Raw genomic sequence first — 14,491 nt, 5'->3', positions numbered from 1 at the left:
TCATATGGCTTAATCTGTGAGTGCGTTTCTTTTTTTGAAGCGATAAATTAGGGCATACGTAAGTGCTAATAAAATTGCTTGAATAGCAAATGAAAAGGAGATGATTTCCAATCCAAAATATTCTGCTAAAAGGCCTGAACTTGCAGGTAAAAGAGCTCCTCCAACCATCGCAGCAGAAATCTGGAAGCTGATCAAGGTAGGAGCGAACTTTGGCTGAAACAGCGTAGATGCTAAGGCAATCATAGAAGGGAAAATGGGTGCACAACTGAGTCCGATCAAGGCTACTGAGAAAAAACTTAAATTGGCATTCACATCCCAATACAGCATCATACTTCCCAAAACAATTCCAATAGTGCCAAGACTTAGAACTTTTGAGGTGCTGGATTTCCGCAAGACAAACCCGAAAAATATCCTCCCAAGTGTCAAGCTTCCCCAATAGGTACTTACCCATAGTCCGCCAGTGTCTTCAGCAATCCCTCGAGACTGGGTCAGGATGGTATACAGCCATTGTCCTACCCCTATTTCAAATCCCGTATATAGAAAAAACACCAATATGCTTAGAAAAGCCATAGGCTGTTGGATGCTTTCGCGGAAACTTCCAGCTTTGGTGTCTTGGGCTGCAGAGGCTTGACTTTTCCAAAGTTTAATGGTTGAAAGAAAAACAATCCCCAATCCGATTTGAATCCCTCCGACAATGAAGTAACCCATTGTCCACGAGTCTCCTTGGGTAAATAAATAGGTTAATAAAAGGGGGCCTGAGGTTGCCCCAATGCCATAAAAAGCATGCAGCCAGTTGACTACACTTGGAGAGAAATTAGCAGAGGCAAAAATATTTAGGGAAGTGTCAATCGCCCCTCCTCCAGTACCCAAGAAGTAGGCTGCAAGCAGTAAAAAAAATAATCCTCCAACCCAGGTGAAAGCGATCAAACTTACACCTGTAAGCATGCAGCTGAGCGAAAGTAACCAACCCAAGGATACGTAAGCGCTAATTTTGGAGTTACTTAAGCTTGCAGTCAAATAACCAGCCACGAAGGCCATGAGTATTAATCCAAGTTTTTCTAAAGGAATACCGATTTTATCACTGATGAAAGGCCAAGCAATCCCTAAGAGACCATCGGGCAAACCCAAGCTGATAAACGCAATAAAAGAGATACTGATGAGCAGCTTTTTTTTATTCCCAGATGTCATGTCTCATGCTTTTTGTTTTTTTGGGATGATTTTTCGGCATTAATTGTTAAAATTAACATTCCAATAGAAAGATACTAGAAATCACATAAGATATGATGGGGGTTAAAGGGGATATTACTCAATACTTGAAAAAACATTTTGACCATTTTGAAGAGGGTCTCAAAAAAGAGATTGCTGAATTAGGGGAATTGGTGCTTTTTCCAGCAGATGAGCTGATCATGGATATTGGTCAAAAGGTAGAGCAAATACCATTGATAGTCAATGGGATAGTGAAGGTTTTTAGAGAGGATGAAGATGACCATGAAATATTCCTCTATTATTTAGAACCTGGGGAAGCTTGTGCGATCACATTGATTTGTTCGGCTAGAGAAGGGTACTCCAAGATCAAAGCCATTCCGGTAGAGGATACAACTGTGATTGTGTTACCAATCAGCAAGTTGGATGAATGGATGCCTAAATACCAGTCATGGTACTTTTTTGTGATGGATAGTTATCAGGATCGGTTCGAAGAACTGCTGAAAGTGGTGGACGCCGTAGCGTTTAGGCAAATGGACGAACGCTTACTGGAGTATTTGCATAAAACAGCAGAGGCGAGTAATTCAAAATTCATCAAAGAAACTCAAGCACAGATTGCTTTGGAACTCAATTCTAGCAGAGAAGTAGTGGGTAGATTATTGAAAAAACTGGAACAACAGGGTAGAGTCATAGTAAACCGAACCCAAATTGAATTACTGGAATAACAAACGAGGGCTTTTGAAGCCCTCGTTTTGGTTTAGTGGTTATGTGTGGTATGTATTAAAGTGATCTTTTAGCTAGATAAAAATCAACCATTTCATAGTCAGAAGCTTCTCTTTCCAACATTTCAGCAACAGTTTTTGGTGGCGGAACGATCACTTTTTCTCCAGGTGTCCAGTTCAATGGCATCGCGCATTTGTTTTGATCAGCAGTTTGAAGGGCTACTAACACTCGTTTAATTTCGTCCATATTTCTACCCACATTCAATGGGTAATACATGATCAATCGGATTTTCCCAATTGGGTCGATGAAGAATACAGCTCTTACAGCAGCAGTTTCGCTTTCTCCGGGTTGTAACATTCCATACAACTTGGACACACTCATATCGATATCTGCAATGATAGGGAATTCAAATAACACACCTGTGTTTTTCTTTACATTGTTTACCCATGCGATGTGTGAGTGAATAGAATCGATACTCAATCCTACCAATTTGGTTTTGTGCTCATCAAAGAATTTTTGTTCCAATGCAAATCCAGACATCTCTGTAGTACAAACTGGTGTAAAGTCCGCAGGATGCGAAAATAAAATTGTCCAGCTATTGTTGATATATTCTGAAAACTGCATGGGACCTGTGGTCGTCATTGCTTTGAAATCCGGTGCATGATCCCCGATTCTTGGCATACTAGGTGTTGTTTGATCGTTCATATAAATTTTTGTTAGTGTTAAATTTTGATACTACAAATAACGCTTGTTAGGATAACTATGAACGAGACTTGTGTCACTATTGATTATAAAAAACGATAGAAAAAAACTATTAATTAAATCAGCTTTTCTATCGGCTTGAATGCTGCTTAGTTTTAACTTGTGATCAATTAACCCAAGTGACCATGAAATTATTTCAAAACTTTCGTTTTATAGAGTCTTTTCGATTCATTTTTTTGGGGATGCTTTTTTCTTTGCTGGCATGCCAGGAAAAAATCCAGCCAGATGTACTGCCAAAAGGGGATGATGGACAAGTTTTTGCCATTGATGTGGGAGATAGTGAAATCCCTTATTTGGTCATCAATACCAATGGAGCGGATATCCCATATGAGCCAAGGATTCCAGCCATGATGAAAGTGTATGAAGGGAAAAAGCTCAAGCAAGAACAAAGGATCGGGATTGAGTTTAGGGGCAAGACGAGCTTTAGATTATCCCAGAAAAAGGGTTTCAACATCGAAAGTATTGATGCTGGAGGGGATGGTGTCGATGTATCTTTCTTGGGTATGCCTAAAGAAGAGGATTGGAGGCTTGTGGGGCATGTGGTCAACTTGAACGAAAAATACATTTGGGACCAAACGTTGATGTACAATGATGTAGGGTATGAGCTTTCAAGAAGCATTGGTAAGTATGCTAGTAGGAGCAAATTTGTAGAAATTGAAGTCAATGGAGAGTATCTTGGAGTGTATTCTTTTATGGAAAAGCTCAAAAGGGATACCCATCGTATTGACGTCAAGTCTCTCAATGCGAATTCTACCAATTTATCTGGAGGCTATATTTTGACAATTGATAAAACATCGGTAGGAGATGCTGGTATTGGAAAACCCCTCTCTTATTTTTACTCTAATTGGGATGATGATGCGAGGTATACTCCAGAAATTGGATTCCGGAGTCAATATGATATTTTTGGCAATTTTATAGATTTCGAACCGTATGGACCGCCCTATCATGCCAACATGTATTTGGAAACCTATTTTTTGTATGAGTATCCAAAAGATAGAAACATTACTCCTGCGCAGAAGGAGTTTATAGCTCAGTACATGTATGATTTTGAATCAGCCTTGCTCAGAGATGATTTCACAAAAGGCGAACGAAGCTATGCGGATTATGTGAGCTTGGAAAGTTTTGTGGATTACTTTCTTATCAACGAGCTTTGTCGTAATGTGGATGCGTATCGCTTAAGTACATTTTTACAAAAAGATAGAGATGGAAAATTGGAAATGGGACCGGTGTGGGACATGAACATTGGCTTTGATCAAGGGGATCGCATTCCTATGAATAGTTGGGTTATTCGATACAATAACTTAGTCTCCAATGATCCTTGGATGATCCATTTTTGGTGGCCAAGATTAATGGAAGATCAGGAGTTTAGGACTTTGATTAAGCAGCGGTGGACAAATTTTAGAAATGGACCCCTCTCTAATGTTGCAATGGCACAAATGGTAGACAGCAAAGCAGATTATTTGCAAAAGAATGGAGCTGTGCTCCGAAATTATGCCAAATGGGATCAAGGAATAGGAGTAAATTATGCGCAAGCTGTAGCTAACTTGAAAAATTATCTAACACAACGAGCCGCTTGGATGGATGGAGAAATTATGGGGTTTTAGAGAGAATCAAGAATCAAGAGACAAGAATCAAGAGACAAGACAGATACCGTGTAAATACTAGGGATTCTGGTAGTAGAGACGAGAAGCGAGAGGGGCAAGTACCAAGTACGAAGTACCAAGAACAAAGTAGGTATTTGGGTAGTAGAATCAAGTGCCAAGAATCAAGACTCGGTTCAAGTGATTTCATAAGGGTCTTTCACTTAAAAACCCTAAATCCATTTTCGTGTCATTCGTGAAATTAGTGGACAAACCAACTCATGTATCCTAAGGGGATTCCAAATCCCCATCATCCATTCCACATAATTCAAAATTCCGGAGATCGTGGAGCTCAAATCTGTGGACAACCCACTTTGCGGGCGTGGCGACCAATCGCTGCGCTCGTCGCGTGAAATAGGAAGCGAAATGAGGTTTTTAACATCTGAAGCCATCCGGATATATAAGAGAATTATTCTTAAAAAAGTGTCAAGTATTTTTTGCAGAGGACGAGTAATAAGCCCCCCTAACCATTGATCTCTTGATCGCTAACTGTAGATCGTGGACCTCCATTTAACTAATCACCTATAACTTAATCCACTAGTCACTCCATCCACTAATCACTCAATTAAGCCTATCACTCCTCCACTAATCACTAAATCCCACTATCTTTGCGCCAAACAAACACGCTTATGAATCACGGAAAGTTACTGGCCTGGGTCGTTGTATGTTGGTTAGGGAGTTGGTCTATTGGGATTGCTCAGAAGGATCAACATGTCATTTTAATTTCTTTAGATGGGTTTCGCTACGATTATGTGGAACGTTTTCAACCGGAAAATTTGAGTAAATTCATTGCTACGGGTACTGCTGCGGAAGCCTTGATTCCATCTTTTCCTACCAAAACTTTCCCCAATCACTACAGTATTGCCACAGGTATGCTGCCAGAGAATCACGGATTGGTTAATAATTCCTTTTATGACCCGTATAAAGATCAGATCTACAATATCAGAGACAGAAGCATTGTGGAAGATGGTTATTGGTACGGAGGAACGCCCATTTGGGTGCATGCAGAAAAAAATGGCCTGACTACTGCATCTTATTTCTTTGTTGGTTCAGAGGCTCCAGTACAAGGCATCAGACCTACGCATTACTTTAACTACGATGGAAACGTACCTAATCTGCAACGAATATCCAAGGTATTTGAGTGGCTGAATTTACCAGATGATGAGCGTCCCCGATTGATTACCATGTACTTTTCGGATATGGATGATTTTGGACACCGTTTCGGACCAAGCAACGATTTGGAGATAGGGAAGCGCCTAGAAAAGCTCGATAGAGAGTTAGGGGCTCTGTTGGAAGGAATTAAGAGTTTTGACTTAGATATCAATGTGATTATTGTTTCTGACCACGGAATGGCTGATGTTCCCAAAACCCAACTACTGAATTTGGATGATATCACACAGGGCATAGCAGCTCGTGTGGTGAATAATGGTGCCTTGGCACATCTTTATTTGGAAAATCCTGCAGAAATGGATAAAGTTTTGCAGCAATTGAATGCTGAGGAAGCATCCTTCCAAGCAGTCAAAGTGGAAGATCGAGCATTTTACAAAAATTTAGAATTGTACAAAGAGCGAATGGGCGATATATTGATTTTACCTGAATTGGGCTATTACCTGGCTACCAGTTCAGGAATGATGAGTTATCAAAACCGCGCTGCAATGTTTAAAACGGATGTATTTGGGGAGCATGGCTATAGTCCACACTACAAAGATATGCATGGAATATTTTATGCGGCAGGCCCCATGATACAAGTCGGATTAGCTATTCCTGCTTTTGACAATGTGCATGTATATCCATTGATTTGTATGCTTTTAGGTTTGGAGGTGCCGGATTATATTGATGGGAACTCGGAGGTTTTAAAGCCTGTTCTTCAATCAAAATAATCCATGTGTATGAAAAGACAGCTTACAAACCGGGAAGATGTACAATTCCTTGTCAATAGCTTTTATGCCCAAGTGCGGGAAGATGCTACCCTAGGTCGAATATTCAATCGGATTGTTCAGGATTGGCCCACACATTTGGAGCATTTAGGTGATTTTTGGGAAATGGTCCTGTTACAATCTGGCCCGGGAGCGGGTAAATTCAGTCCCGTACCTGTCCACAAAGAAGTGGACCGAACGATGAATCATCAGCTGCAGCAAGCGCATTTCGAGCATTGGCTAGGCTTATGGTTTGGTACAGTGGATGCTTATTTTGAAGGAGAGGTGGCAGATTACGCCAAAGAACACGCCGGAAGGATGGCCCACATTTTATTTTTTAGAATAATGGAAGGTAGGCTTCAAGATTAACAATTTTCATTCAATAGGGTTGATAGGAAAACCCAATTCAAATAATGCAAAAACTCACGCTTATTTTTCTGATAATAGCCTTATCTGCTTGTTCGCTAAAAAGAGTTGAACGTTTCAAAGAAATAACCTATTTGGAAGCTTCGGATTCCCTTCCTGAGAAAAAACTTAATGTGTTTAAGCCAAAAAAAGCTCAAAACGCACCTGTCCTTCTATTCATTCATGGAGGAAGCTGGGATTCTGGAAATAAGGAAATCTACAATTTTTTAGGTACTCGCTTTGCCAAAAAAGGAGTGGTCACGGTCATCATGGATTATCCATTAAGTCCTGATTATCAAGTTCAATCTATGGCTTTAGCCTCAGCTCATGCAGTCAATTGGATGTACGAGTCCATAGAGCAATACGGTGGTAGCAAAGACCGTCTCTTTGTATCGGGACACTCCGCAGGTGGGCACTTAGCTAGCTTGATTTCGGTTAATGATCGCTATTTCCAGCAATTGGAGGTATCAAACCCTATCAAGGGGACTGTTTTAATTGATGCAGCTGGTTTGGATATGAAATGGTTTTTGGAGGAGATGAATTATGAGCCTGGAACCTCTTACAATATTCCATTTACTGATTCTCCTGAGGTTTGGGAAGAAACTTCACCCATTTATCACTTGGACTCCCATGCCCCTCCCATGCTTATTTTACTAGGAGGAAGGACACTCCCAGGGATAACATTGACCACCGAGCGGTTTATGGAAGCCTACAGAGAAATTGAACCCAATCCCAATTTTATTTTTCAAAAACGAAAAAAACATAAAGGAATGATTGTTCAGTTTATTTATACGCCTAATAAGGTGTACCGTGAAATTTTAAAATTTATGGAGGAGTAAATCATTTAGCTGTTAATCCTCTTTTTTGTCATCGCTAGGATAGCCACACTCACGGCTACAAAAATTCCACTTACCACCAGTGCAACGAGCGAGATGAGAGGAACATCAGGACTGTTGCTGCCAATTCCCCAAAAGGCCCATGAGCCAACCAAGGGAATTGTGCTACTCTTAAATTTTAGCCCAACAAGTATATAGATGGTAGCCGCAACTAATAAAACTCCCACGGATACAAACGGATAATCCAAAAATTCCAGGTCCAATGCACTGATCCAAATGCTGACATTGAGTACGGTAGCTGCTATCACCCAACCTGTATAGATTCTTAGACTTGTTTGACTAAAGTAGTTAAAAGAGAAGAAGGAGCTAGTGTCCAAAGAGGTGGTTCTGACCGTAAGTATAATCAAACAAATCAGCAAGGCGATGATAATCAGTACAGAGACAAAAATCATTTCAGATGTCCAAAAGTAAATCCAAGCTGCATTAAAACCATTGCTCAAGATGAACCAAGGCCCCAGCTTTTTGGATAGATTTGGATCCTTGGAGCGAATGGCTTCCAAGATGAGTTGGATACAAAGGATTGTTAAACCCAAATAAATCAATCCCCAAATGGCAAAAGTGAATCCAGCCGGCGTGATATCTACGGAGTAAATTGCACTGATTTCTCCCACGCTTTTTTTCCCATCAAACCCTGTAGAAAATAGGTAATTCATAAAAATTGTAATACCAAAGCTGAGGAGATTGGCTAACAGAAAGAGTTGATTTTTCATGAGTAGAAAATAGTTTTTTGAAATATAGTAAATGTGATTGAAAGCAAGAAATCTTCAAAATATGACCAATATCATCTTTGACAATGACCGTAATTAGCTCTTAAAAAACCACATAGAGCTAATTTTATGCTGTAAATCATCTTTTTGGTTTGCTAGATCAAATCGTTAAAAGTCCAGCATTATGAAAAGAATTAGTGTAGTATTTCATGCCCATGAGCCCATTCGGCTTAGAAATTTCAGATTTTTTGAAACAGGGTCCTATGCTGCTTATTTTGATGAAGAGTCCTTGGAGACGAGAATGCGTAAATTGAATAAAAATCTATATTTTCCTTTGGGGAATTTTTTACTAAAGAAATTTCAGGAAACCCAGCACGCTTTCAAAATCAGTGTTTCTTTATCTGGAATGATGTTGGACTTTCTAGATAAAAAATCCTCAGAATCGATACGGCTCTTAAAGGAGTTGAATCATCATGGAGGGGTTGAGTTTTTGGCAGAGTCATATTCCCACTCGGTTTATGCACGAACCAATGAGCAGGAGTTTTTGACCCAAGTGATGGCTCAATCCAAAAAGATCAAGCATCATTTTGGACAAGTGCCCCAAGTGTTTTTTAATATCAATGGGCAGCACCCTTTTCAGGTTTTTAAAAACAGCCAATCTTTAGGAATCAAGCATATGCTTCAACCTTTCCCAATTGATTTATTAGGTCATCATGAGCCTTTTGCTACTTACAAGTCTATGGATTTCAAAGGGGGAATATGTTTTGCGCATGATTTATTTGATCTCAAGTATCTTCAAGGCTCATCAAAAGCAATTTTAAATGGTGCTCGGAAATTTGTTTCATGGGTAGCATCTCAGTCAGACGCTGATGAATTTTATTGTATTTATTTGGACATGAATCGGTTAAGTGATGCTAAGGTTGTTGCGAATGTGAAGGTTTTTTTGAATGAATTGATTCAGGCTGCGGAGGATTATGGAGTAGGCTTCGTTACACCAACAGAGTACTTTAGTTCTTGTCAAAGTGAGAAGAAGGCTATAAGCTGGAAGGCTGTAAAAGAGTCAGCGCAAGAGGATATTCTCTGTCCCATGCAGCAAGAATTGCTTGAGTTATTTGCCAAAATCCAGCAAAAGGTTTATCAAACCAATAATTCTGCACTTTTGAAAAACTGGTTTTACATACAAGACCAAGTAAACTTTAATTTATTTGATCAGGCGACAGATCCCCTAGTGGAAAAGAATGAGCTTGTTCAACATTATATTGCTTTGAGAAATATTTTGGAAGATATACAGGCTAAATGTGAATTGTTGGGAAAGATGGGGAATGCAGCGCCGGAGTATCCCATTCTCTCTGTTCAGGCTGTTCCTAGTTCTGCGTTGAAGGGTATTTCAAACAATTCCACTTGGATGTTATACTAAAACCGGTCAAGAGTTTCTATATTAGCTTAGAAATCAATAGAACTCTTTAATATGAATTTTTATTTATCGAAAGCAACCTTGTTGCTGATGCTGTTATTTTCCTATTTTCCCTTGTTTGCTCAAAATGAGCAGGTGACTATTTTTGAAAATGTGGTTGTGTTTGATGGGAAATCTACTAAGCTTTCTGCACCTGTACATGTGCTTGTAGTTGGTAATACGATACAGCGAATTAGCCCTGTGCCGATTGTAGACATGGATGAGGCTGTTCGGATTGCTGGGGATGGTAAGACCTTGATGCCTGGCTTAATCGATGTCCATGTGCATTTAACCTTTGGAGCCTTGACCATGCGGGAGATGATGTCCCCGATGTTTTCCGAGGGTATGATGATGGAAAAGGTAGCTGTTAATGCTGAAAAAATGTTGATGCGAGGGTTTACATCGGTAAGGGATGCTGGGGGTCCAATTTTCCCATTGAAAATGGCCATCGATACTGATAAGACCAAAGGTCCTCGGGTTTGGCCTTCGGGAGCTACAATTTCCCAGACAGCGGGTCACGGGGACTTTAGAACTCCTGATGAGCGGTCCAGGAAATTCTTCGGGGAACCTTCCCGTGCAGAGCGGTTTAATGCCACGTTTATAGCAGATGGAAGGGATGAGGTATTAACTGCTGTAAGGGAAAATCTTAGGTTTGGTGCCAGTCAAATTAAGTTAATGGCAGGAGGAGGATCTTCCTCAGCCTATGATCCTATAGATGTAACACAATATACTTTTGATGAAATGCGGGCGGCAGTAGAGGCTGCCGAGGATTGGGGTACTTATGTCATGGTTCATGCCTACACTCCAAGAGCGATCCGTAGAGCTATTGATGCTGGGGTTAAATGTATTGAACATGGGCAACTGTTGGATGAAAAAACTTTGCGTTATGCGGGAAGAAAAAAAGTGTGGCTATCGACACAAATGTTGGTAGAAAACACACCTAATATGGATCCACAAAGAATTGCTAAACGTGCGCCTTTACTGGAGGGACAGTTGAAGGTATGGCCTTTGGCAAAAAAGCTCAAGCTGAAGCTAGCATGGGGAACAGACTTCCTGTTTGAACCAGAGCTAAATGATCGTCAAAATGAATTTATATTGAAGTTGCAGCCTTGGTTTAGTAATGCCGAAATATTGAAAATGGTCACCCATGATAACGCTCAATTGCTTCAATTATCAGGTTTGCGAAGTCCTTATCCGGGAAAACTCGGCGTGATAGAAGTAGGCGCCTTGGCAGATTTGATTCTGGTAGATGGAGATCCTTTGGCGGATTTGTCGGTAATTGCCAATCCTTCCGAGAAATTTAAGGTAATCATGAAAGATGGCAAGCTGTGCAAGAATATTATGGATTGATATTTTCAAAAACTGAGCTTAAATCCAATTCAAATCCCTTCACTGCTTGAGAGCGGGCAATGTCACCCATAGTCAATAACTTAGAAGCTTGATATTGCCCGTTTACCAGCGTGTATATCATCAATGTACATTCTACGGGTTGTACAATCCAGTATTCCAATACACCAGCTTCTTGATAGACATCGTATTTGTGCTTCAATTCCTTTCGGTTGTTTCCAGGGGATAAAACTTCAACTATCAGGTCTGGAGCGCCTACGCAACCTAATTCATCAATCTTGGTAGGGTCGCATACTACGCAGATATCGGGTTGCACTACTGTATCGATATCCTCGTTTTTTCTAGATTTTACCGGAAGACGTACATCAAAAGGTGCCACAAACGCCTCGCAAGTCCTTGAATTGAGAAAGTTTGCAAGTGTAATAAAAATTTTACCAACTGCCCTTTGATGATTAACTCTTGGAGCAGCTGCTTGCTTAAATACTTTTCCCTTGATCAATTCCACCATTTCCTCCATCTGCCAAGTCAAGTAATCAGCATAAGAGAATTTGCCGTATTCACTGATTGGCTCATTGGTTTTTGAAATTTCTTTTTCCTGCTCCATAGTGCAAAGTTACTGAAAATGAGTTAAAAAATGAATCTTATTTGTAGTTTTACGTATAAATTTATATTTTTATTCGTACAACAAATGATGCGATGATGGATGCTAAAATCACACTTTCATTCAATAGAGAAGTTATCGAAAAAGCCAAAAAATTCGCTTCCGATCAAAACATGAGTTTGTCCCGGTTGACCGAATTCTTGTACCAAAAAATCGTCTCAGGTGATTACAAGAGTTTAGACGAGCTGCCTGTGTCTGATTGGGTATCCATGTTGGCAGAGGGAGAAGCTACCTATGGCAAATCCAAAAGCAGAAAAGACTTGAAATCCTCTTATTTTGATGCAAAAAAATGAGGGTTTTTCTGGATGCCAATGTACTTGTTGCGGTGCTTAATCATGAGTATCCTGTGTTCTCTTATGCAGCGAGAGTATTGAGTTTAGTAGATAGACCCAACTTTCAGGTATATACTTCTCCTATTTGTCTAGCAATAGCCTATTATTTTTCCGAAAAAAAGACTGGTAAAAAGGAGGCGCAGCGAAAGCTTCAGGTTTTGTGCAGTAAAATTAAAAGTACATCTGTCAATCAATCAACTGTAAATCAAGCATCATCATTTCCTTACCCTATTGATTTTGAGGATGCCTTGGAATATTTTTCTGCGGTTGAGGAGGGGTGTGATGTTCTGATTACAGATGATAGCAATGATTTTTATTTTTCGGAGATTCCTGTAATGAGCTGTCAGGAGTTTATCCGAACTTACTTTTGATAAGCTTTTAATTTCTTCTAGAAATTGAGAGTATGTTGACTTCTGGAATTTCCCGAAAAGGAATGGGGATATCATTTGGAGCAGGTCTGGAAATGGTTTTTTGATTTCCTGTAAGCTCAAATTGTATACTCACAAGTATTGGTTCTTGGCTGAGCACTTGAAATGATTCGGGAAGGTTGGTGGGGTAGTAAAGGTCTCCTTGAAAGCGAATTAAAAAATTATAGACCCCTCTAGTTGCCACATTGATCACAATTTCAGCATTACCTTGTCTTAAGGGATTTGGAGATTCGGCGCAGCTGCTGACAATTAGGAGTAGGATTGCAATCCAATATAATTTGAAGCTTTTCATATATACGGGAACGCAATAAAAGGAAAAAACGCTACAAATAGCAGGTAATTTATTCGAAAATCTTTTAGATTAGTATTTATAAGTTAGTCATTGTTTCCTGCTATGCGAAAATTAGTTGTCCTACCAATAGTTTTTTTATTTGTTAGTTTTCATGTCATTGCACAAGAGCGGGAAATTATCCCTCTCAATGAGCATTTTTATCCTCTAGCTCTTGGGTTTGGAGAGCATACGTACAATGATGTAAAAACAATGCCATCTGAGGGGGAGATCTTGGAAAAAATCTATACCCTGGATTATCTCTTGGTTCAAAATCGAAAGACTACCCTTAGAGACAATGATGTGGAGCGCATACAAATTTCCAAATACGGACCTGTTGGTGATTTAATTTCAATAGAAATAACCGAATTTGAAGAAGGGCTAACATACACCCAAGTGCATAATGGGAGTCGGGTAGTTTTAGAATTGGCCTGTGCTGGTACTGTTTGTGAGGGGGAGTTTAATGGCTCCTTTGTAGATAGGAATGTATTTAAGCCAAGCTTAAGATCAATGGATTCATGGGGAAGATTTATTCAGAGAGAATTAACTTATCCTGTCGTAGCTAGGAGAGTTGGGGCTCAAGGCACGGTTTTGCTAGGCTTGAAAGTCAGTGCAAATGGTAGCCTGTTGGAAAAAGTAGTCATGAACCCAAATGAGGTTCATAAATCTTTGGCAAAGGAGGCTCTTAGAGTAATTGACCTGTATGAAGATGGGTTTGTTTATGCTGTGGACCTTCAAGACTATCCTATTGATGCTTGGCTGTTCTTACCGGTAAGATTTGTTTTAGGTTAACAGTAATCCTAAAAACTCAGCATAGAAGTAATGAGTATTGATACTTTTCTGGGAAAGAAAAAATTGCCTTATTTTTATATTAAATGCTATTCATTTCGTTTTTTTACAATTTTAACTGCCTCATTTAGAGTAAATTTCTCAAACCTTATTGAATTTATCTTTTGAACTTAAACTATTTTTAAGATGGGTATTTCTATTTTATTGGCAGATGATCATCGGCTTTTCGCCATCGGGGTCAGTAAGCTCCTAGAGGGTTTTCCGGAGTTTAAATTAGTAGGACAAGTTGAAAATGGAAGGGAAGTTGTCCTGTATTTGGAAAAGAACTCGCAAGTAGATGTATTGGTAATAGATTTGAATATGCCGATCATGAATGGGATCCAATTGTTGCCATATTTAAATCGAAAGTATCCTGAAATCCGCAAACTTGTCATGAGTGGACAGCGAAATAAAACTACCCTTGAGATGTGTAAAAATCTTGGTGCTAATGGGTTTATTGGGAAAGATGCTTGTTTGCAGGAATTTACCGATGCCTTGAAAAGAATAGCTACTGGAGGGGAATACTTTCCATCTTTTGAAGCGGTAAGAAATCATCGACCTAACGGAGCGCCTTGCCTTTATCAAAAAATGCGTGATGTTTTTTCCTTATCAGACAGGGAAACACAAATTCTTCAAATGATCTTGAATCAAGCAGAAGGGAAAGAAATTGCCAATAAGCTACACTTGAGCCCCCATACCGTCAAAACACACCGAAAAAATATTTATCGTAAGCTTAATGTTCACAATGTATCAGGATTGTTAGGTTTGATCCGAGAGCATCCTCAGTTGTAATATGTTCATTTTTTCTATGGTTGGTAGATTCTTTTTTAAGTAAGTTGAGTAGCCTGTAAGGCCGCTTTCC

The 14,491-nt window shown here is 39.6% G+C and carries 16 protein-coding genes; 11 read left to right on the top strand and 5 right to left on the bottom strand.

The window, feature by feature from the left end; all coding sequences use genetic code 11:
- Positions 1 to 9: 9 nt before the first annotated feature.
- Positions 10 to 1,188, bottom strand: a complete 1,179-nt coding sequence (locus IPZ59_RS01990) for an MFS transporter (protein WP_236138210.1) — start codon at positions 1,186 to 1,188, stop codon at positions 10 to 12.
- 92 nt (positions 1,189 to 1,280) lie between these two features.
- Here IPZ59_RS01990 and IPZ59_RS01985 point away from each other — a divergent pair, with 92 nt between their 5' ends.
- Complete coding sequence (locus IPZ59_RS01985) at positions 1,281 to 1,928, top strand: Crp/Fnr family transcriptional regulator (RefSeq protein ID WP_236138209.1); 648 nt, start codon at positions 1,281 to 1,283, stop codon at positions 1,926 to 1,928.
- A gap of 55 nt (positions 1,929 to 1,983) precedes the next feature.
- Here the strand turns inward: IPZ59_RS01985 and IPZ59_RS01980 are convergent, their stop codons facing one another.
- A complete protein-coding gene (locus IPZ59_RS01980; protein WP_236138208.1) occupies positions 1,984 to 2,631 on the bottom strand; it encodes a peroxiredoxin in 648 nt (215 codons plus the stop codon).
- A gap of 182 nt (positions 2,632 to 2,813) precedes the next feature.
- Here IPZ59_RS01980 and IPZ59_RS01975 point away from each other — a divergent pair, with 182 nt between their 5' ends.
- The 4 genes from IPZ59_RS01975 (at position 2,814) to IPZ59_RS01960 (ending at position 7,488) form a co-directional block, all read left to right on the top strand.
- On the top strand, positions 2,814 to 4,292 hold the full coding sequence (locus IPZ59_RS01975) for a CotH kinase family protein (RefSeq protein ID WP_236138207.1): 1,479 nt from the start codon (positions 2,814 to 2,816) through the stop codon (positions 4,290 to 4,292).
- Between the two features lie 665 nt (positions 4,293 to 4,957).
- Positions 4,958 to 6,208, top strand: a complete 1,251-nt coding sequence (locus IPZ59_RS01970) for an alkaline phosphatase family protein (protein WP_236138206.1) — start codon at positions 4,958 to 4,960, stop codon at positions 6,206 to 6,208.
- A 9-nt stretch (positions 6,209 to 6,217) separates the two neighbouring features.
- Positions 6,218 to 6,613, top strand: coding sequence for a group III truncated hemoglobin (locus IPZ59_RS01965; RefSeq protein WP_236138205.1), 396 nt, complete (start codon positions 6,218 to 6,220; stop codon positions 6,611 to 6,613).
- Positions 6,614 to 6,657: 44 nt separating this feature from the next.
- Positions 6,658 to 7,488 carry an alpha/beta hydrolase gene (locus IPZ59_RS01960; protein WP_236138204.1) on the top strand — a complete coding sequence of 277 codons (831 nt, stop codon included), beginning with the start codon at positions 6,658 to 6,660 and terminating at the stop codon, positions 7,486 to 7,488.
- A 5-nt stretch (positions 7,489 to 7,493) separates the two neighbouring features.
- Here the strand turns inward: IPZ59_RS01960 and IPZ59_RS01955 are convergent, their stop codons facing one another.
- A complete protein-coding gene (locus IPZ59_RS01955; RefSeq protein WP_236138203.1) occupies positions 7,494 to 8,255 on the bottom strand; it encodes a tryptophan-rich sensory protein in 762 nt (253 codons plus the stop codon).
- A 181-nt stretch (positions 8,256 to 8,436) separates the two neighbouring features.
- Here IPZ59_RS01955 and IPZ59_RS01950 point away from each other — a divergent pair, with 181 nt between their 5' ends.
- Positions 8,437 to 9,669: a hypothetical protein gene (locus IPZ59_RS01950; RefSeq protein ID WP_236138202.1), complete on the top strand. Its 1,233-nt coding sequence runs from the start codon at positions 8,437 to 8,439 to the stop codon at positions 9,667 to 9,669.
- A 51-nt stretch (positions 9,670 to 9,720) separates the two neighbouring features.
- Positions 9,721 to 11,055 (top strand): metal-dependent hydrolase family protein, encoded by a 1,335-nt coding sequence (locus IPZ59_RS01945; protein ID WP_236138201.1) that lies wholly within the window; start codon positions 9,721 to 9,723, stop codon positions 11,053 to 11,055.
- Here the strand turns inward: IPZ59_RS01945 and IPZ59_RS01940 are convergent.
- Positions 11,045 to 11,656, bottom strand: a complete 612-nt coding sequence (locus tag IPZ59_RS01940; protein WP_236138200.1) for a Uma2 family endonuclease — start codon at positions 11,654 to 11,656, stop codon at positions 11,045 to 11,047. The two genes, IPZ59_RS01945 and IPZ59_RS01940, sit on opposite strands and share 11 nt — an antisense overlap.
- Positions 11,657 to 11,748: 92 nt before the next feature.
- Between IPZ59_RS01940 and IPZ59_RS01935 the strand changes: the two genes are divergently transcribed.
- Both IPZ59_RS01935 and IPZ59_RS01930 read left to right on the top strand, forming a co-directional pair.
- Positions 11,749 to 12,006: a DUF6364 family protein gene (locus tag IPZ59_RS01935; protein ID WP_236138199.1), complete on the top strand. Its 258-nt coding sequence runs from the start codon at positions 11,749 to 11,751 to the stop codon at positions 12,004 to 12,006.
- Positions 12,003 to 12,416 (top strand): type II toxin-antitoxin system VapC family toxin, encoded by a 414-nt coding sequence (locus IPZ59_RS01930; protein WP_236138198.1) that lies wholly within the window; start codon positions 12,003 to 12,005, stop codon positions 12,414 to 12,416. Before IPZ59_RS01935 ends, IPZ59_RS01930 begins: the two co-directional genes overlap by 4 nt.
- A gap of 7 nt (positions 12,417 to 12,423) precedes the next feature.
- Here the strand turns inward: IPZ59_RS01930 and IPZ59_RS01925 are convergent, their stop codons facing one another.
- Positions 12,424 to 12,765, bottom strand: a complete 342-nt coding sequence (locus tag IPZ59_RS01925) for a hypothetical protein (RefSeq protein WP_236138197.1) — start codon at positions 12,763 to 12,765, stop codon at positions 12,424 to 12,426.
- Positions 12,766 to 12,867: 102 nt separating this feature from the next.
- Here IPZ59_RS01925 and IPZ59_RS01920 point away from each other — a divergent pair, with 102 nt between their 5' ends.
- Positions 12,868 to 13,593 carry an energy transducer TonB gene (locus IPZ59_RS01920; protein WP_236138196.1) on the top strand — a complete coding sequence of 242 codons (726 nt, stop codon included), beginning with the start codon at positions 12,868 to 12,870 and terminating at the stop codon, positions 13,591 to 13,593.
- A gap of 183 nt (positions 13,594 to 13,776) precedes the next feature.
- The gene (locus tag IPZ59_RS01915) at positions 13,777 to 14,421 is read left to right on the top strand and encodes a response regulator (protein ID WP_236138195.1); all 645 of its coding nucleotides are present in this window, start codon (positions 13,777 to 13,779) and stop codon (positions 14,419 to 14,421) included.
- Positions 14,422 to 14,491: the final 70 nt, after the last annotated feature.

Source organism: Mongoliitalea daihaiensis (assembly GCF_021596945.1).
Lineage (GTDB): Bacteria > Bacteroidota > Bacteroidia > Cytophagales > Cyclobacteriaceae > Mongoliitalea > Mongoliitalea daihaiensis.
The sequence above is the reverse complement of the archived record's forward strand: the minus strand, read 5'-3'. Positions and strand labels throughout refer to the sequence as shown.